This is a genomic window from Marinomonas ostreistagni (assembly GCF_016888445.1).
Taxonomy (GTDB): Bacteria; Pseudomonadota; Gammaproteobacteria; order Pseudomonadales; family Marinomonadaceae; genus Marinomonas; species Marinomonas ostreistagni.
This window is the reverse complement of sequence record NZ_JAFEKF010000003.1, coordinates 130,037-148,472: the sequence shown is the minus strand read 5'-3', so window position 1 is coordinate 148,472 and position 18,436 is coordinate 130,037. Positions and strand designations below refer to the sequence as shown.

Genomic DNA, 18,436 nt, shown 5'->3' with positions numbered 1-18,436 from the left:
TTTAAGTTGCGCTTCGCACTTGTCGCATTTTTGTCATACACTGAAAATATGCTCAAGGTTAAGACGCGAGTTAGCTTGTCTAGATGTTTAAGAATGCAGTACCCGACAAGGCGCATAATCAATACCTCCATTCACAAGGGAAGCGTAGCCATTAATGACTCAGAGACCTCAGCCCTACTTCCCTGCCCGCGCGTTCGCCGTACTCTCCCAAACGTATTCTTCACATACGACACAAGCCGATCTAATGGAATATTTATCTCTATATAGAGGAGAGAAGTACTATGGAAAAGATCTATGTGTTAGATACCAATGTGTTACTTCACGACCCAATGGCCATTTACGCCTTTGCGGAGCACAAGGTAGTGATTCCCATGACCGTGCTCGAAGAATTGGACGAAATCAAAGATCGCAGAGATAAAGATGTCAGCCGTGAGGCGCGACTAGCTATTAACATCATCGACAAAATCGTCGACGACGCCTCCCCTAAAGAGCTCCAAGAAGGTGTACCGATTCACTCGGCTGATTGCGAACAAGCTGCCTCTAAAGGCAATGGCACCTTGGCCATCTATGCCGACCAAAAGATTACTCAACTGGATAATGTGCCCTTTTTGAATGGCAACCATCATCACGCTAACGATAACCGTATCATCAACGTGGCCTTGAGCTTACAAGCCATCAACCCACGTGCCAGCGCCTGCTTGGTTACCAAAGACATTAATATGCGCATCAAAGCCAAGGGTTCAGGGCTTGAGCGCGTGGAAGACTACCGTAAAGACAAAGTCCTAGACGATGTTGACCTACTCAACAAAGGCTATATTGAAGTCGACGGCCGCTTTTGGGACACCATCTCAAACGTGGAGACGGAAACCCATGGTTCCCATACCGTGCACAAAATTAAGCGCGATGAGCTGCCTGATGAGCTGTATCTCAACATGTTTGTCATCGACGAAGAAGAATTCTGTGGCTTTGTCGTCAATATCGATGACAACTACCTCTACATGATTGATATCAATCGTCAAAGCTTGATGCACCAAAGTTTCTGGGGCATTGAGCCACGTAATCTTGAGCAAGCCATGGCCTTTTATCTACTGCGCCATGACAACAGCGACATGATGATCATGACAGGGCCTGCAGGATCCGGAAAAACCTTACTAGCGCTGGCTTATGGCCTACATGTGACCATGGAAGAAAAACGCTTTAACAAGATCATTGTGGCCCGCTCTACACCACCATTAGCCGAAGACATCGGCTTCTTACCAGGTACTGAGGAAGAGAAAATGGCCCCATGGCTGGCGGCCTTTGATGACAACCTGGAGATTTTACATGGTAATGATGAACACGCGGTGAGCAGCATTGAGTACGTCAAACAAAAAGCCAATATCCAGTTTAAATCACTTAACTTTATGCGCGGTCGCTCGTTTAACAACGCTCTGATTATTGTCGACGAAGCCCAAGGCCTGACCCAATTCCAACTTAAATCGATCGTCACCCGTGTCGGCGCTAACTCTAAGATCATCGTCTTAGGTAACTTGGCGCAGATTGATAACAAATACATCACGCCGCTGACTTCAGGGCTTACCTACCTGGTCGAGCGCTGTAAATCCTTCAAGTACACCAGCATTATGCACGTTAACGGTATCGAGCGTAGCCGCTTAGCAGAGTTTGCCGAAGAGAACTTATAGACAACGGCTCTGGGATACAAAAAAGGCGCCATATGGCGCCTTTCTATTAATCTAAGGGTTACTTATTCCGCTAGTGCAGCAACCGCTTCTTTAAGCTTCTCTGATAACTCTTCGTTTTTCAGAACACCTTTGTCAGTATCAAAGTTTTCGAAGAAGTTAGGTACTGATAGCTGACCACGTAGATCCATAGCAAAAAACTCTGCCGAGCCAACCGCGCTTGATAATACGCTCTGTGCACCACCAGGACCTGGAGACGTCGACAGAATCACTGTTGGTGTATTTTGGTAAACCTGCATATCAATACGAGATGCCCAGTCAAATAGGTTTTTGTAGACCGCTGCGTAAGAGCCATTGTGCTCGGCAAATGACACCAATACCACATCTGCCGCACCAATCTTATCAAAGAATTGCTGCGCCAAAGGATGAATGCCATTGGCTTCGTGGCGCTCAATGCTGTAAATCGGAATCTCGTAGTCATTCATGTCTAAGATTTCGATCTCTGCATCAGATTTGTTTTCTGCTAACAAGTTAGCAGCATGAGTCACCAATTGTTTATTGATAGACGCTTTATGGTTTGTGGCGGCAAAGGCTAATACTTTCACGATAATCCCTCAAAAGTCATATGAACATGCCTCCACTATAACGCGATAACGGCTACGACTTAATAGGAGATTAAGGATAAAGTGTGCGCGAAATTATTCATTGCAAAAATAGAAACAATCATAAAAAACTGCCCTTACAGGTGCTTCTTCTAGACCAATTACGGCGCAAGTATACTGAGAACGGCTAGCATTTTACTCTATGCTTTACTTACCTCAAATATTGTGTTTTGTTTGTAATAAATGTGCAATTAATATGCCCAGATGGAGTCGAGCGTATCTACCTTAGACTGATTTGCGGCAGGCTTCGGAGAAGAAAGTGAAACACGTTAAGTACGGGATTGGTTTATGGATCGCTTTGCTTATGTGTACAACCAGCGTCGCAGAAGAAATCACCCTTTACACTATCCATTTTCCACCTTACTCAATCGATGCCAATCTAGTCCCTGCTGTAGAACCCATTTCTTATCCAGATAACATGTATGGCTCGGACATTGACCTAATTCGCGCAGCCATGGCGACTCAAGGCATTGAGGTCAAGTTTGAAATTCTGCCATGGAAACGCATTATGCGCGACGTTAAGGCAGGCCAATCGCTGGGCGCAGTCTCCTGCCGCCCTATGGCTGAGCGCGATTCGTTTGCCCTGTTTTCCAATACGGTTAGCTATTCGGCTATGGTGATGGCCACGCAAAAAGATTTCTTAGGCGAGCAAAAAGTTCAGCCATTAGAGGTGTTACGTAAACATCGGCCAGTCGTTATAGCGGGCTGGGCACAGGAAGTATTGTTGACCAGCGCTGAGATCGCTTTTACCGATGTCAACAACATTGCTCAAGGCGCGGCATTAGTATTGCATCGTGACCAAGATGTGTTTGTCACTGATAAAGAAAGTTTGCTGTATGTATTGGATCAACTTGGCATTGAACAAAAGTTCAGTTTTTACCAAATAGAAGGCATCGACCACGATAATTACACGGTGTGTTTTAGCCGCGGCTATCCAGACGCGCACCGTTATTTACAAGCTTTGAACCGAGGTTTAGACGAAATCAAACGGTCTGGACACATGGCAAGCATCTTTGAACGCTATGATATGTCGATGGCCATTGATCACATAAGAGTTAGGGAATAACCATGATCGCGCTTCGTAAACGCTTGTCTTACAAACAAGCCAAATGGGCTTTGCTGCTAATGCTATTAATGGGCATGCTGGTCAGCGTCTACCAAATTTATTTTGATTGGCAGGAAGAAAAAGCCAACATCTACAACCGCGTCGCCGGCACCATAGAGACCGTTGAAAACGCCGCCATCGAATCTGCCTACACCCTAGATGAAAACTTAGCCCAGCAAGTATTGAATGGCTTAGGCAATACCAACTTGTTCTACCAGATGGATCTCTACGACGACCTAGGCAATCGTATGGCGCAATATGAGCGCCCCCAGAGCAAAATACAATTTAGTTGGATCGCTGATTACCTGACACAAGATCTCAGTAAGAGCTATATCCTGCCTTTGACTCGAGGCGAATTAACGGTCGGCACGTTATCCGCCTATATAGACTATGGGCTGGTGACCGAAAATTTTGTCAAACGTACTCTGCGTTTGCTTGCCACGACGCTATTTTTTACCATCATCGTCGGTGTCGCCATCCTGACGTTGATCTACTTTCAAACCTCACGCCCCCTAACACGCTTTATCGAAGAGTTAGAACTGTTGGCACGCCGGCGCAGTATGCAAGGCGGTATCTACTTCCAACAGTCAACCCGCCACGATGAACTCGGTGTGCTGGCGAAAACCTTCACAAACTTATGGCACCAGCGCCAACGCATCGAAGTGGAGATGGAAAAGCGTGAAGCCTATTTTCGTGCGGTAATGTACCAATCCCGCGAATGCATGCTCCTTGCCTCACCTGACGGTCAACTGCTTGATTGTAACCATGCTGCCTGCGAACTACTCGGCTACCCCGAAGCCACTCTGTTACAACTAAACCTGAAAGCCATTGACCCAGAGTTTCAACACAACTCTCTGATTGATTGGTCAAAGCATGCTCAAGGGCAAGCCTCGACGTTTGAAACACGTTACTTGCGTAACAATAATGACACTGTCCCAGTGGAAGTGTGCGCCAGCATGATCACGCTCGACAATGCGCCCCGCTACTTAATTTCTGTGCGCGATATTACCCAGCGCATTAAAGACCAAGAGCAAGTCAAATACCTTGCCTACTATGACGCCCTGACAAACTTACCTAATCGTCGTCTACTGCACGACCGCCTAGAGAATGCCATTGAAGTCGCCCGCGAACACGACCATATCGGCGGTGTTTTGTTTATCGATTTGGACCGTTTTAAAACCATCAATGACTCCATGGGGCATTTAGCGGGCGATCAGTTATTAGTGCAGGTCACCGAGCGCATCAATCAACTGCTTGCCAAAGGCGATACAGCCTCACGCTTGGGCGGCGATGAATTTGTGTTGCTATTGCCAGAGCTTTCTAAAGATCTAGAAGACGCCCAAGCGAGCGTCTCACATCTAGCGGAGCGCCTCCTGGAAGCGCTTAACGCTCCCTTTAATATTCACGCCACTGAGCTTTATGTCTCGGCCAGTATCGGCATCAGCTTGTTTCCATTAGATCAATCTGACAGCGTGCGCATCTTGCAGCAAGCGGATACAGCTATGTACAAGGCGAAAGAAAACGGCCGCAGCGGTTTCCACTTCTATCGCAGTGAAATGCAACAGTTTGCTACCGAACGCTTGCAACTCGAAAAGGCCTTACACGATGCCATCGATTACAATGAACTGTATTTAGTCTATCAGCCACAAGTGGATGCCACAGGTGAGCTAATTGGACTAGAAACTTTGGTGCGCTGGCACAGCCAAGAATTGGGCGACATTGCCCCATCACGATTCATTCCAATTGCAGAAGAGACAGGGCTTATTGTGCCATTAGGCGAATGGGTGCTAGAACAAGCATGCCAGCAATTAATGCAATGGCAACAAGCCCAGCAACTACCGGCTTCCTTCGACAGTCTAGCCATCAACATTAGCCCGTTGCAGTTTTCGCGGGAAGATTTTGTCGAGCGCGTCGAGACCATTATCAGCCAATCAGGCGTCTCGCCTTATCAGATCGATTTAGAAATCACCGAAGGCATGCTAGTCGACAACATCAAATCTGTCGCCACCAAAATGCAGCGCCTTAAAGCCTTTGGCGTGCGCTTCTCCATTGATGATTTTGGCACCGGCTACTCTTCCCTGCGTTACCTCAAGCACCTACCACTTGATCAGCTGAAAATCGATCAATCGTTTGTGCGAGACTTAACCGAAGATCCTCATAGCCATGAGATCATTCACACCATCATCTCAATGGCCAAACACATGAAGTTAGCAGTCATCGCCGAAGGAGTCGAAACCAAGTTTGAACGTGATGTACTGCAAACGATCAACTGCCAACGCTTTCAGGGGTATTACTTCTCTAAGCCATTACTTGCCAGAGATTTGCAAGGTCATGTGCAGCGCCAGTCCAGCTTCCCTGCCGCGACGATTCATGCCGAACCTTAAGACGCTAGCGTCAACACATATTTTGCTTGGTTATACTCGGCTTCTTGAATCTCTTGCGCTACTTTAAAACCGTGGCGCAGCATGAATTCAACACCTTTTTCATTGATCTGAAAAAGCTCACTCGTGACCGGCGTATGATGCGCTTTAAGATGCGCAATCAGCTGAGCACCTATGCCCTGATCTTGTTGCTCAGGTAACACACACAAGCCCAATATTTTCTGCTCAGCTAAGGCATAAAAGCCCACTACTTGACCAAACTTCTCATATACATAGATGTCTGCGTCGGCACTCAGGGCATGGCGCATAGGCGTCACCTTAAGCGCCCAATGATCGGCTGTGATCGTAGAGTGTGCAGCCACCATAGCGGTTAACCAGGTCCCGACTACCGCGTCGAGATCTTCGGTTTGCGCATGACGTATGCCATCAAGTGCGCCTTCCCCTAATAAACGCCCAACGCGATCTTTAGCTTGATGCTTCACGCCATCATCAATACACGAATTGACGGCCAGCAAAGCGGTGCCAATCAGCCCGATATCATCGGTGTAACCGAGCACTGGGGTTAAATCTGGAATCGCATCGATCGGCGTAAGCAGATAGCCAAGGGCGCCATAGATCGCCGTTTTGTGGGCCAAGGTACAATTTTTGTGTTCAGTGGCGTAATACAAGGTAAACGCTTTTTCTAAGCCTGAGCGACCGATGGCGCCCGCATAACGTCGGCACTTGGCCCAAAAACCTTGTTCATCATATTTCTCAGCGTACTGGGCGCTGGCTTGCTCCACACTGATCGGCTCTTCTAATGGCGCATCATCAGGGGCATGGTCCATGGCTTTACGTCGCTTAAAGGTCAATTTATCAAACATGCCAAGGCTCCTTATTTGAGTCAGGCTTTAAGTCTAGCGCAGCCTCATGAGAAAAACCGATGACCTGAGTGAAGCAATTGTAGAAATCGACTCCCGTCAGCCCATAGCCGACGTAAAACGCCAATTTGTTACCATCCCCTCTTAAATCCAGTGCTATTTACCGCTAGAATGTGCGCAAAATTCCAACACCCCATCGAGCGTTCAACACAAGCGAGCTTTGCTATGAAATTATTTATCAAACTGATCCGCAACTTACTAGGTGGCCTAATTGCCTTGGTCGATGTGATCACCCGTGGCAGCAAGAAAAAGCGTCCCCCCGAGGCGCAAAAAGCAGTCAATGAGGCCACCCAAGATTTAGCCTTGTACCAATTGTTTGCTTGCCCATTTTGCACTAAGACCCGCCGTGCCATGTACAAGCTAAACCTGCCAATTGAAAAACGCAGTGTGGCTCAGGGATCAGCGCACCGCGAGGAATTAGAACAAGGCGGTGGTCGAGTGAAGGTGCCATGCTTACGTATCGAAAAAGATGGCCAAGTAGAATGGATGTACGAATCAAACGATATTATTCGCTATCTAGAGCAGCGCTTCGCCTAATTCAAATCCCGCTCATGCTAGTAGCATGAGCGGGTAATATTTAAGAAGCTTGTTTGATCATATCAATATGTAAAATCCCATCTTCGTCGTAGGGTTCACTGACTTTGACAAAGCCTAACGATTCATAGAACGCCTGCAAATACAGCTGCCCACTGATCTGAATCCCGAGTCCTGGATACATTGTCTCAGTAAAACGCATCGCCTCCATCATCAATGGTCGGCCTAGTTTTTGCTGCCGGAACGCCTTTAGCGTCATCACTCGACCGATCGACGGCAAAGCAAACTTATCTCCCGGCGCTACGACGCGAGCACAAGCCGCCAGCTGGCCATTTAGTCGTACTCGTAAATGCCAAGCGTGGACATCGACCTCATCCACTTCTTGGTACGCACAGTTTTGCTCCACCACAAACACCGCCTCACGAGCCTGCACCAACTCATGGAATTCCAGCGCGCTTAACGTCGACAGCTGTGACCAATCAAATGTCAGGGCCATACTTGCTCTCCTCAGATTAGAAAATACAGTGTGCGACCAAAGCAATCACAGGCAACGTAATCAAAGTACGCATAATGAAGATGATAAACATCTCAACGATGTTCACCGGAATCTTACTGCCTAGAATCAGCGCTCCGACTTCAGACAAATAGATCAACTGCGTAATCGATACGGCAGCAATCACAAAGCGTGTCATCTCACTGTCGATCGAAGCCGCCATGATCGACGGGATAAACATATCAGCAAAACCAACCACCAGAGTCTCAGACGCTTTAGCGGCCTCAGGAATTTGCAACAGCTCTAACAGTGGAATAAATGGCTGACCTAAGATACTAAAGACCGGCGTATTTTCTGCCACCACCAAAGCCAAGGTACCGATCGCCATCACCACAGGCAACACACAAAACACCATCTCAGCGGCATTTTTAGCGCCATCTTGTGCCACACTTTTTAGACCACTACTGCGCTCAGCACGGGCCATGGCTTGCGTCACGCCTAAATGCCAAAGCTCTCGTAAAGACTTTTTCGATAGCTCGCACGGCTCCGCTGGACGGCCATCTTCGTAGACATGGGCCTTACGGCTCAAGGGTGGCAAGCGCGGAATAATCAAGGCTGCAACAAGTCCCGCCAAGGTCACCGCAAAGTAAAATGGGATAAACAAATGCTCGAGCTCGACTTGTGCCACCACAACCAAGGCAAAACTGATCGATACCGCCGAAAAGGTCGTCACGATCACCGATGCTTCGCGCTTAGTATATTGCTGCTGCTCATACTGCTGACTAGTTAACATAACGCCCACCGAGCCATCCCCAAGCCAAGAAGTTGTGCAATCTACTGACGAGCGCCCTGGCAGATTAAATAAAGGGCGCATAACCTTACTCATCAGACTGCCCGTCAATTCCAACAGGCCAAAATCCAACAACAAGGGCAACAGTAGTCCCGCAAATAAAAACACCGCCAGCAACGTCGGCATCAGATCATTGAGCACCAAGCCACCGGTGTAGGCATGCCAAATCATTTCAGGGCCAACGCTTTGCAATGTCATCACCGCAAAGATGGCGCCAATGACCCGTAAAACCAACCACGGATAACTGGTCAAAAACAGTGTGCTCAACACGGCTTTATCATGTAGCGGTCGAAACACCGTGGTAATCACCGACAGTAACGCAGCAAAACTGATGAGCACTGTGACGATCAATGGTGCCTGATCACCTAGCAAGCCTTTAAATTCTCCTGCCAATACCGCAATCGGAATGGTGACACCGTCTTCGTAAGGCACTGGTGTCATAAACAGCAGCAGACCTAATACTGAAGGGACAATAAATTTCCAGACACTGCTCGACGCGGCTTCAGCCGTCGAGGCGGCGTTTTTTTCTTGAGACATAAACTGATTCTTTTACTAATACGTATCGATACTTGGACAAGGGGCGTTATGGTAGCTCGTAAGACAGGGATAGCAAATTAACATTACGCAAACAACGAGGTTTTAGGCGCTAGACAAACGTCTAAGTGCAATAAAAAAGCCCCGCAGGCGATCGCCTGCAGGGCTTTTTAAAGCTGTTAAAAATTACTGCTGAACAGATTTTGCCAGCTCAGTAATCTCGTCCCACTTACCAGCTTTGACTAAGTCGGTTGGCACAATCCACGAACCGCCGACACACAGAACACTCTCTAGCGCTAAGTAGTCTTGGTAGTTGTTTTCATTGATACCACCCGTTGGGCAGAAACGAATCTGTGGCAATGGACCCGCGAACGCTTTCAACGCTTTGACGCCACCATTCACTTCCGCTGGGAAGAATTTGAAATGGTCGTAACCGTACTCCATACCTAGCAGAATATCCGAAATCGTTGCCACAGCTGGCAAGTACGGAATATCGTACTCTTTGCCAACAGCAAGCAAATCCGGTGTCATACCAGGGCTGATAATAAACTGCGAGCCTGCTTCAACGGCTTTGATGTATTGCTCGCGAGAACACACAGTCCCCGCACCGACGATCGCTTCAGGTACTTCTTTGCGCAGCGCCGCAATAGCATCCAGTGCCGCTTCAGTGCGCATGGTCACCTCTAGTACCGGTACGCCACCTGCAACCAGTGCTTTACCTAAATTCACTGCTTGTTCCGCGTTATCAACCACAATGACTGGCACCACTGGTGTCGCAGTCATTACTTGAGCGGCTGTATAGGTTGTCATATCGCTATCCTTTTTGCTTAGTAATCGTGCCAGTTACGGCCATCTTTGATCGGTAGAGCCATAGACGCCGCTGGGCCCCAAGAGCCAGAAGCGTATTCTTTAGGACGCTCACTGGTTTGGCTCCACGCCGCCATAATGCCATCGACCCATTTCCAAGCCGCTTCTACTTCGTCGTAGCGCATAAATAGCGTGGCATCGTTACGCATCACATCCAACAACAAGCGCTCGTAAGCCTCTGGGCTACGCTTGTCATTAAAGGCTTCACTCAAACTTAAGTTCAGATCTACTGGCTGCAGCTTCATGCCTTCACCCGCACCTGGAACCTTGTTCATAACCGTTAAAGAGATTTTCTCTTCAGGCTGCAGGCGAATAATCAATTGGTTACGCTGTAGCTGACGATTGCTCTCATCGTTAAAGATGCTGTGCGGAATCGACTTGTACTGGATCACGATTTCAGAGTAACGCTGACCTAAACGCTTACCTGTGCGCAAGTAGAATGGCACACCCGCCCAACGCCAGTTATCAATGTCAGCACGGAGCGCGACAAATGTCTCGGTACGAGACTCTGGATTTGAACCTTCTTCGTCGAAGTAACCGCGCACTTCTTTACCATTGATCATGCCTTTAGCGTACTGACCACGAACGGTCTTGGTGTACGCATTCGCGCCTTCGATAGGACGCAAAGCTTTTAGAACTTTGATCTTTTCATCACGTACCGAGTCGGCATCGTTGCGACCTGGAGGCTCCATCGCCACCAAACACAAAAGCTGAACCAAGTGGTTTTGCACCATGTCACGTAAAGCACCTGCTTTATCGTAGTATCCCCAACGGCCTTCTACACCCACTGTTTCAGAGACGGTAATTTGCACGTTATCGATGTGTGCACTGTCCCATAATGGTTCAAACAGTGTATTACCAAAGCGAATCGCCAATAGGTTTTGTACCGTTTCTTTGCCAAGGTAATGGTCGATACGGAAGATCTGCTTCTCGCCGAAGTTTTGCGTCACTTCGTCGTTGATCGCGCGCGAAGACGTTAAATCACGGCCCAACGGCTTTTCTAGTACAACACGCATGCGCTCTTGGTTAAGGCCATGGTTCGCCAAAGAGGAACAGATCGAACCAAATAGATCCGGTGACGTGGCTAGGTAAAACACCACATCTTTATCATCTTCACCGATGTTGTGCTCATTAAAACGAGCAAAGTCTGATTCTTGCTGCGCATCCACAGAAACATAGCTCAAACGCTCTTTAAAACGCGGCCAAGTTTTTTCATCATCAATGCTTGCAGGCACATATTCATTCAGCGCTTCACGGACTTTTTCTTGGTAATCCGCCGCGCTCACATCACGGCGTGACGCGCCAATGATGCGGGTATTTTTAGCCAACAGACCGTCTTGGTCCAAATGGTAGAGAGCCGGAAGAAGCTTGCGCATGGCCAAGTCGCCACCGCCACCAAAAATCACCACATCACAGGCTTTTAAACTTGCCTTCATCGTTTATCTCTCCAATGCTTAATTAGGCTGGTTAACAAGATAGGCGGCATAATTAGCGCAGCCCATCAGTCCAGGGTGTTCTGACATCACCACAAAGGTTGGGATCGGTGAGACAAAGTCACGCATACGACCTTTGTCTTGCATCGCATCGCGGAAACTACTTTGCTTAATGTACTCCACGTAACGCGGCACAATCCCACCTGCGATGTAGACGCCACCACGGCTCTCTACATTGAGTACCAGATCCCCAGTAACACGCCCTAAAAAGGTAAAAAATTGCTCTAGCGTCGCCTGCGCCAACGGATCATCGCCACGCTCAATGGCGGCACCGATCTCTGGTGCACTTAAACGCTTTTCGACGCCTTGACGGTGTGCCAGAGCTTCATAGATGTTTTCTAAGCCCATACCCGACAGCACACGCTCGGCCGAGACACGGTGATGACGCTCACGTAGAAAACGTAGGATATAATCTTCTTGTTCATTACAGGTCGACAGATCAATATGACCGCCTTCACCTGGTAGTACGATATTGGCACCATGGTCTTGCGGCACGACACAGGCAACTCCAAGACCTGTTCCAGCCCCTAACACCCAAGCAGCGCCTTTAGGGTCCACTGCAGACGGCTCGCCAATTTGCACTAACTCTTCTTTCGGTACGACTTCCAGGCTATGACCAATGGCATCAAAATCGTTCAACAAAGCGATTTTTTTATCGGCGCCAAAATGTTCTTGAATCTGCTGGCGAGTGAAGTGCCAAGGATTGTTAGAAAAGCGTATTACCTCCTGATTAACAGGTCCGGCAATGGCTAAGACAATCGCATTGATAGAGTCAAAGTCTACGCTACATTGATCGACATAAGCAGAAACCGCATCGAAAAAAGACTCATATTCTTTGCATGAGTAAACGCTGATTTCCTGCGGCTGGTAGTGATTGATCGGTACTAAGGCAAAACGAGCGTTTGTCCCCCCCAAATCCGCGATCAAAGCATGAGACATAGTAAACCTCTTTGGAGTTTATAATTTTTTGAAATTTTACAACGAAAAAGCGTGTAAAAACACCAGATAGAAAAAATATTAGCCGCCAATTGTGTAATTTTATTACAATTAACGAATCTTATTGAGAAACTTGAAGACTTTCGTTGGCACAGATCGCTTACGATTGTTTTTGTAGTTATAGAGGCGTTCGTCGGCTATTTTGAGTAGCTGTTTATAACTACTTGGGGTATCAGCAATCACGCTGGCACCACCATAGCTGACGGTAATCGGTACAAGATTACTTTTATAGCGCAAAGGATTGGCATGCAGGTAGTCATAAATCGAATCCGCCACCGCCATGGCTTGCTCGTAGCTCTTGCCTGGCATCACAAACACAAATTCATCCCCCGCAAAACGAAACGCCAACCCTTGCTTATAAACATGCTTCAAAAGACGTTTCGCAATGTATTCTAGCACTTCATCGCCGCAATTGTGCCCTAAAGTATCATTGATCGACTTAAAGGCATCGCAATCGACAAATACCGCGGTTAAATCACGTCCAGTGGTTTTGCAGCGGGCAAATTCGCGCTCTAGCATCAGCTCCAATTGCCGACGGTTAAGCAGCCCTGTTAACGGATCTCGAGTAGCGAGGTATTCGAGTTTTTCCCGTGCTGTCACATTACTCAAACAAATAGAGATTTTGATCGCTAACTGATCGAGTAAGAATGTGTCTTTGGTGGTGGGATCATAGCGCGTGGCATCTGCGTCGGCCTGACAAAAGAGCCCGACTAATTCACCGTCAATGGTTAACGGTGAGATCGCAACGGAACCAATAATATGGCGATAGGATTGTGGGATCACTTCCCAATAGCGGCCCACATCTTGGCTTACTAATACGGTTTTATTGCTGGCGCCGATGGCATCGATCATGGCGCTGCGTCGCGTAAACAACACACGATCTTTAAGGCCAACGGTCTTCTCGAGCGGCTCCACTAAGTGAGCCAATGGCACTTCATTAATCAAGTTGACCCACACATAAGGGACGTTGAATTGTTTTTGCACTTCTTTGGTTAACGTTGAAACAAATTGATCACAACGGCCAATCGCCAAGATGCAGCGCTCAATGTCAAAAAACTTGAGCGCGATCTGTTCGTTGTGCCTAACGTTATCAATCAATTCATCTATATTGTGCATTCAAACAACCTAGTCATAAGTGGAGCCTGCGCCATTACACTGATTTTAAGCATCATAGAGTTTGTCTATTTTTTGCGCACCACATTTCTCTATTGAATACTCAATTAAACGATCCGTCTATAAAAAACTTTAGCTTAATTTATTGGCTTTATTAAAGAAATCGTACATCGGCCGATAAATTTTTTAGGCAGCGAAGTGATGATTATGAATATAAGAGACGTTTTAGAAACCCAACTCACCCATGAGGTCAAAGCAGGCAACCGAGTCTCCGGTAATGCCAACTTTGCTTTGTTTATGAGTCTCTTTAGCCAGCCTGGCCCGAGTCTGCGTAATGACGTCGATACTCTGAATCAACATGAGCCCCACGCAGTCACACGCCCGATTCAGTTTTCTGCCAGTATCGGTAGTAACCCCAGCGCCAACATCGCCCTGCTTAAAGCATTAAGTCATGAACCGCTCGCCAGCGGCGCCATGGCGGCCTACAACGCGGTGGAAGCCGTCGATAACTTGCTCTCAACCCAAGCCTAACGCGCGCCAACGCCCTCACCACACAACGCAAACAAACGGCTCCACGCTTGACCATGTTCCCGTGAGGCGCGTAAATAACGCTGCCATGGCGCATTCGCCTGCTGGTCATCAAACTGCTGAATAAACGAACGCCAAGCCTCGCTTTGGATTGGACTGCTGTCGGCCAACTTATTTACCAAGGGCAACACTTGATAAGCGGCGCGATTAATACGTGCCATATAAGGTTGCAGCAGGTCGATGTAGTGTCGTTCAAACTGCTGACGCAGGAAGGTCAACGGCGCGCCGCACATGTCGCTTTGCTCACTTACCCCCTGTACCGCTTGGGTCACGCTTTCAAGATAGGCGCTGATATGGGTAATACTGTAAAGCAACTTACCTAAATACTCACTCTCATAGATCGCCTGCATGTCCGCCTCGATCGCTGCACTGCTGACCTTAGGAATATCAGCTAAATTATCGTTAAGACGCTGCAAATGCTGCAGTGCCGCAATCAATGCTTGATATTGAGAGCGCTCAGGCGCCATCGGCAGATAGCCATTCGATAGACTAAAAAAAGCACCCGTTTCTTCCCCTGCCCAAAGCAGGTTGGAGAGCGTGATGGGCAACTCGCTGGCTTTAACACGCGCCACGTCATTCAGCTTGCTGTGTAGCTCTGAATCTTCAATGTCACATTGGCGAATCGCGCGAATAATGTCTAACTCGTAAACGAAGCGCTGACTTGCGGGCATCACGCGTCCAAGTATACTATTGCGCTGCCCTGCGAGGGCGCCAACTTCACACTGTTGCAGTGATAAAAATTCTAATAAGCCCACATCAAATTGACTCAGCGCTTGTTGCCGCTCACGCAGCGCCGGTAACGCCTGCAATGTCATCTCGGGCGCCACGTCTATTTGCACATGCGCTGAGCGATTTAAGTCTTGGATATAGGCATCAAACATCGCTTCGGGCGCGAACTGGCGATCGCACCCTAGCAACAGCATTACCAGCACCCATATTACCGACTTGCGAGAGAATATTACGGTCATGATGAACACTCTATTGATTCAAAAACGCGAAGAAATTTCTGAAACCCGCGTCGCCAAAATGGTGTTTCCTAGCACCACCAATCATTATGACACCTTATTTGGTGGTGAAGCCCTTAAATGGATGGACGAAGTCGCTTACATTGCCGCCACGCGTTTCGCTCGTAAACAAGTTGTTACGATCTCCACCGAGCAAGTGGATTTTAAACGCCCAATCCCTTCTGGCATTTTAGTTGAGCTCGTGGCACGTGTCGTAGATGTGGGTCGTACTTCGTTAAAAGTAGAAGTGACTATCTTCTTAGAAGAGCTCTACAGCGACAAACGCGAAAAAGCCATTACCGGCCACTTTAACTTCGTCGCTATCGATGAAAACAAAAAGCCCACACCGATTTTCGACGAAGCCGAGTAACCACTCATCTTAGGCGCGCCGCGGCTGATCGACGGGTTCCAGTACAACATCTGAGTGCAAGAACTCCGCCGCCGCAGCCGACCCCTCCACTTTCACTGAGCTGCGCGCCAACATTTCTTGTTCGTATGGAGATAACACCGCTGCGCGGATACCGATACTTTGCCAAGCTTCGGCCGACCAACAGCCTTGGCTAATTTCTCGCGCCAGCGATAAAGCATCCAAAATCGCTTGGTTCGCCCCTTGCCCCTTAAACGGCGTCATCGGATGCGCGCCATCACCGATCAAGGTGGCTTTCGGGCTCTGTGCAAATTGTTCCGGCGTCAGTAACTCACGATCGTACACCGGATAACCTGAGACCAGCTCGCTCGGCGTCGCCGCTAAAATCTCAGGTATTGGTGCATGCCAAGGTAAACGGCGCACCGCTTCGTCTTTCAATGCTTGGGCGCCTAAAGCACTCAGCGCCCTGGCTTCAGCATCGTCCATACGAAAGCTTAATTGCCACATCACGGAATCCGCTTTGTAGGGCATCATATAAATACGCTCATTGCCGTTGGCAGTTTGAAATACTGTCGCGCCATCTAGTAAATCAGACTCTAAATCTCCCAACAAAGACAGCGGGCAAATACCTAAGATCACCATACAGTTTAGTGAGCGCAGCGGCGTCAGCTGCTCACCGATAATATTCTGACGCACCATGCTACGGATACCGTCGGCACCAACAATAAGATCCGCTTGAGCATGCTTGAGCTCACCATCGACGCTCAATGTTAACTGCACTTTATCGCTTGAGGTTTGGTCAAAAGAGACCAGTTGATGGCCCCACTGCACCTCACTCGCACCGCCTAGCTGCTCCATCATCTGGTAGCGCAACGATTGACGGGCAATATGAATGTTGGACTTTTTATTAGCCTGTGGGGCGCCTTTGACCCAGCGGCGCATACCCCACTCTGCGACCTTTTCTCCGGCGATGGTGTGCACCACGTGGCGAGTGGATATCACGCCGTCTTTCAGCTCGGTAATGCCAATCCCCGAAATCGCTCGACTGGCTTGTTGCAGCGTCAGTCCATAGCCTTGCGAGCGCGCATCAAAGCTTAGATCGCGTTCATACAGCGTAAACGGAATACCTCGATGTCTGCAGGCCACAGCCAGCGCCATACCGCCAATGCCAGCGCCAATGATCGCCACATGAGGCAGACGCTCAGGGTCCATCGCCATCGGCGTTAACGATTCGACTAAGCCACTGCCAGCACAGACAGGGCAACTTTCTAAATGCGGTTGTGGTGGCTCAGGGGCATCGATACCTAACTCACCACGTTCAAACGCCGCCAAGGCTTGTTGATACGCCAAGCGGGTCTTTTTACGGATTTTCACTGGGCGCTTACCACGCCCCTGACAATCACCACACATCACCCAGAATTTGCTTTGCTTCGCTTCGTTACTCAATTCTAATTGCTCGATTTAGACATCATTTTGTTGTGTAAATCATAACGGATCTGTGCATTTTTAGGGATAGTGTTGCACAGGGGGAAAACACTTAAACGTTCATACGCAATAAAAGTGTGATAAGTGATAACAAAAAAACGGCTTATTGAAATCAATAAGCCGTTTTTAAAACTTAGATGTTCATGAGCTTACACTTAGCGGTAGCTGTATAGGTACTCAGCAATCATTTGCGCATTGGTCGGTGTCGCCGTTTCAAAACCGTAGTACTCACCGTATTTTGGGCGAAGTTCATCGGTGGCAATGCGCGCGATTTCATCAAACCACGCTGGCAGCATCACAGTATGTGCGTTGATTTTCTCCATATCGACACCAAAGCCAAACGGTACTTGTCCCATTGCTTTGCCCACAGCCGCTTCAAGGTCAGCGATAAACTGAAGATGGAAATTAAAGTCTTCGTGCGAACCTACGTTACCATGACCGCCATTGAAGTAATCCCAATCCATAGCGTTTGCTGTTTTTAGGTTTTGCACAAGGTAAGTGAAACGCTCGGAGCCTGCAAAGTTCCAGAATGGTGGTTGATCTGAGTTCAGCAAATCTGGTGCATGCAATACACGCTCTTCTTTCATCAGCCAAGCTGAATGATCATCAGTGTGAGCCGCATGGGCAAAACCGTGAAGTTCGATGGTTTGGTTTTCAAACTTGAACGAATCTTCAGGCCACTGCAATACTTTCGTAGGGCGTGGAATATTACTGCCTAATAGCTCCATTTTTTCAGCCGTCGCTTTAGAAGCAATGATTTCAGGCTGTTTCTTCTGCGAAGCATCTAGCAATGCCAATAATTCCGCTGTACCGGAAATATGGTCTGCGTGATCGTGTGAGTAAACAATCGTATTGATTGGCTTGTCCGTTACCGAGCGAATCGCGTCAAGAATCTTCTGCGCACGCATCTCAAGTGGATCAAATAACAACACACCTTTATCACCAACGTAAAAAATCGTGGCGTAGAAACCAGACTCATACCAGTAAGTATTATCTGTTAAGCGTTGCAGAACATAATCAGTGTTCATATTCAGCGTGAACAAATCAGCGACTTTTTCACCTGGCTGAAGCGCCACCGTGCTCGACTGTGTTTTATAAACAGCATCAACGGTAGACGGTGCTTCTTCAACAGCCATAGCTGGTACGGCAGCCGTCATAGCCGCAAAAAGCAAAGCAGGAGCAAAGATTCGTGTTAGGGCAGACATAAGTAAAATCCTTCTTGAATGATTTGGAATATCGCTACTTTATCCCTCCCAAAATCATGAATAAATAGCCTTACATAGAAGAAACTATTGCAAATAAAGAAATAAAAATGGCATGACAGTTTATTTCTAATTTCATCACACAATGAATGGGCATCAACAA

General features: G+C 48.0%; 17 protein-coding genes. 6 read left to right on the top strand and 11 right to left on the bottom strand.

Going from position 1 to position 18,436, the window contains the following annotated elements; genetic code table 11:
- The first annotated feature begins 281 nt into the window (after window positions 1–281).
- Window positions 282–1,682, top strand: coding sequence for a PhoH family protein (locus JQX58_RS10440; RefSeq protein WP_204146804.1), 1,401 nt, complete (start codon window positions 282–284; stop codon window positions 1,680–1,682).
- Between the two features lie 62 nt (window positions 1,683–1,744).
- Here the strand turns inward: JQX58_RS10440 and JQX58_RS10435 are convergent, their stop codons facing one another.
- Window positions 1,745–2,284 carry an NAD(P)H-dependent oxidoreductase gene (locus JQX58_RS10435; protein WP_204146803.1) on the bottom strand — a complete coding sequence of 180 codons (540 nt, stop codon included), beginning with the start codon at window positions 2,282–2,284 and terminating at the stop codon, window positions 1,745–1,747.
- A gap of 316 nt (window positions 2,285–2,600) precedes the next feature.
- Here JQX58_RS10435 and JQX58_RS10430 point away from each other — a divergent pair, with 316 nt between their 5' ends.
- Together JQX58_RS10430 and JQX58_RS10425 are read left to right on the top strand one after the other, a co-directional pair.
- Window positions 2,601–3,407 carry a transporter substrate-binding domain-containing protein gene (locus JQX58_RS10430; protein ID WP_204146802.1) on the top strand — a complete coding sequence of 269 codons (807 nt, stop codon included), beginning with the start codon at window positions 2,601–2,603 and terminating at the stop codon, window positions 3,405–3,407.
- Between the two features lie 2 nt (window positions 3,408–3,409).
- A complete protein-coding gene (locus tag JQX58_RS10425) occupies window positions 3,410–5,830 on the top strand; it encodes a putative bifunctional diguanylate cyclase/phosphodiesterase (RefSeq protein WP_204146801.1) in 2,421 nt (806 codons plus the stop codon).
- On the opposite strand, the gene JQX58_RS10420 is transcribed toward JQX58_RS10425, so the two are convergent.
- The gene (locus JQX58_RS10420; protein ID WP_204146800.1) at window positions 5,827–6,690 is read right to left on the bottom strand and encodes a GNAT family N-acetyltransferase; all 864 of its coding nucleotides are present in this window, start codon (window positions 6,688–6,690) and stop codon (window positions 5,827–5,829) included. The two genes, JQX58_RS10425 and JQX58_RS10420, sit on opposite strands and share 4 nt — an antisense overlap.
- 222 nt (window positions 6,691–6,912) lie before the next feature.
- Between JQX58_RS10420 and JQX58_RS10415 the strand changes: the two genes are divergently transcribed.
- Entirely contained in the window at window positions 6,913–7,284 is a 372-nt protein-coding gene (locus JQX58_RS10415) for a glutathione S-transferase N-terminal domain-containing protein (protein WP_204146799.1), read from the top strand.
- Window positions 7,285–7,324: 40 nt separating this feature from the next.
- Here the strand turns inward: JQX58_RS10415 and JQX58_RS10410 are convergent, their stop codons facing one another.
- The 6 genes from JQX58_RS10410 to JQX58_RS10385 all read right to left on the bottom strand — a co-directional run bounded on the left by JQX58_RS10410 (window position 7,325) and on the right by JQX58_RS10385 (window position 13,630).
- The gene (locus JQX58_RS10410) at window positions 7,325–7,777 is read right to left on the bottom strand and encodes a GNAT family N-acetyltransferase (RefSeq protein ID WP_204146798.1); all 453 of its coding nucleotides are present in this window, start codon (window positions 7,775–7,777) and stop codon (window positions 7,325–7,327) included.
- 16 nt (window positions 7,778–7,793) lie between these two features.
- A complete protein-coding gene (locus tag JQX58_RS10405) occupies window positions 7,794–9,161 on the bottom strand; it encodes a YjiH family protein (protein WP_204146797.1) in 1,368 nt (455 codons plus the stop codon).
- Window positions 9,162–9,344: 183 nt separating this feature from the next.
- Window positions 9,345–9,968 (bottom strand): bifunctional 4-hydroxy-2-oxoglutarate aldolase/2-dehydro-3-deoxy-phosphogluconate aldolase, encoded by a 624-nt coding sequence (locus JQX58_RS10400; protein ID WP_204146796.1) that lies wholly within the window; start codon window positions 9,966–9,968, stop codon window positions 9,345–9,347.
- Between the two features lie 17 nt (window positions 9,969–9,985).
- The gene (zwf, locus tag JQX58_RS10395; RefSeq protein ID WP_204146795.1) at window positions 9,986–11,461 is read right to left on the bottom strand and encodes a glucose-6-phosphate dehydrogenase; all 1,476 of its coding nucleotides are present in this window, start codon (window positions 11,459–11,461) and stop codon (window positions 9,986–9,988) included.
- An 18-nt stretch (window positions 11,462–11,479) separates the two neighbouring features.
- Window positions 11,480–12,457 (bottom strand): glucokinase, encoded by a 978-nt coding sequence (glk, locus tag JQX58_RS10390; RefSeq protein ID WP_204146794.1) that lies wholly within the window; start codon window positions 12,455–12,457, stop codon window positions 11,480–11,482.
- Window positions 12,458–12,565: 108 nt separating this feature from the next.
- On the bottom strand, window positions 12,566–13,630 hold the full coding sequence (locus JQX58_RS10385; protein WP_204146793.1) for a diguanylate cyclase: 1,065 nt from the start codon (window positions 13,628–13,630) through the stop codon (window positions 12,566–12,568).
- A 204-nt stretch (window positions 13,631–13,834) separates the two neighbouring features.
- Here JQX58_RS10385 and JQX58_RS10380 point away from each other — a divergent pair, with 204 nt between their 5' ends.
- On the top strand, window positions 13,835–14,158 hold the full coding sequence (locus tag JQX58_RS10380; protein WP_204146792.1) for a hypothetical protein: 324 nt from the start codon (window positions 13,835–13,837) through the stop codon (window positions 14,156–14,158).
- Here JQX58_RS10380 and JQX58_RS10375 read toward each other — a convergent pair.
- Window positions 14,155–15,183, bottom strand: coding sequence for a DUF3080 family protein (locus JQX58_RS10375; protein ID WP_204146791.1), 1,029 nt, complete (start codon window positions 15,181–15,183; stop codon window positions 14,155–14,157). The genes JQX58_RS10380 and JQX58_RS10375 overlap by 4 nt on opposite strands.
- On the opposite strand from JQX58_RS10375, the gene JQX58_RS10370 reads away from it, so the two are divergent.
- Window positions 15,182–15,589 carry an acyl-CoA thioesterase gene (locus JQX58_RS10370; RefSeq protein ID WP_239090296.1) on the top strand — a complete coding sequence of 136 codons (408 nt, stop codon included), beginning with the start codon at window positions 15,182–15,184 and terminating at the stop codon, window positions 15,587–15,589. The two genes, JQX58_RS10375 and JQX58_RS10370, sit on opposite strands and share 2 nt — an antisense overlap.
- Before the next feature lie 9 nt (window positions 15,590–15,598).
- Here the strand turns inward: JQX58_RS10370 and JQX58_RS10365 are convergent, their stop codons facing one another.
- A complete protein-coding gene (locus tag JQX58_RS10365) occupies window positions 15,599–17,032 on the bottom strand; it encodes an FAD-dependent oxidoreductase (protein WP_239090295.1) in 1,434 nt (477 codons plus the stop codon).
- A gap of 194 nt (window positions 17,033–17,226) precedes the next feature.
- Window positions 17,227–18,276, bottom strand: coding sequence for an MBL fold metallo-hydrolase (locus JQX58_RS10360; protein WP_204146790.1), 1,050 nt, complete (start codon window positions 18,274–18,276; stop codon window positions 17,227–17,229).
- Window positions 18,277–18,436: the final 160 nt, after the last annotated feature.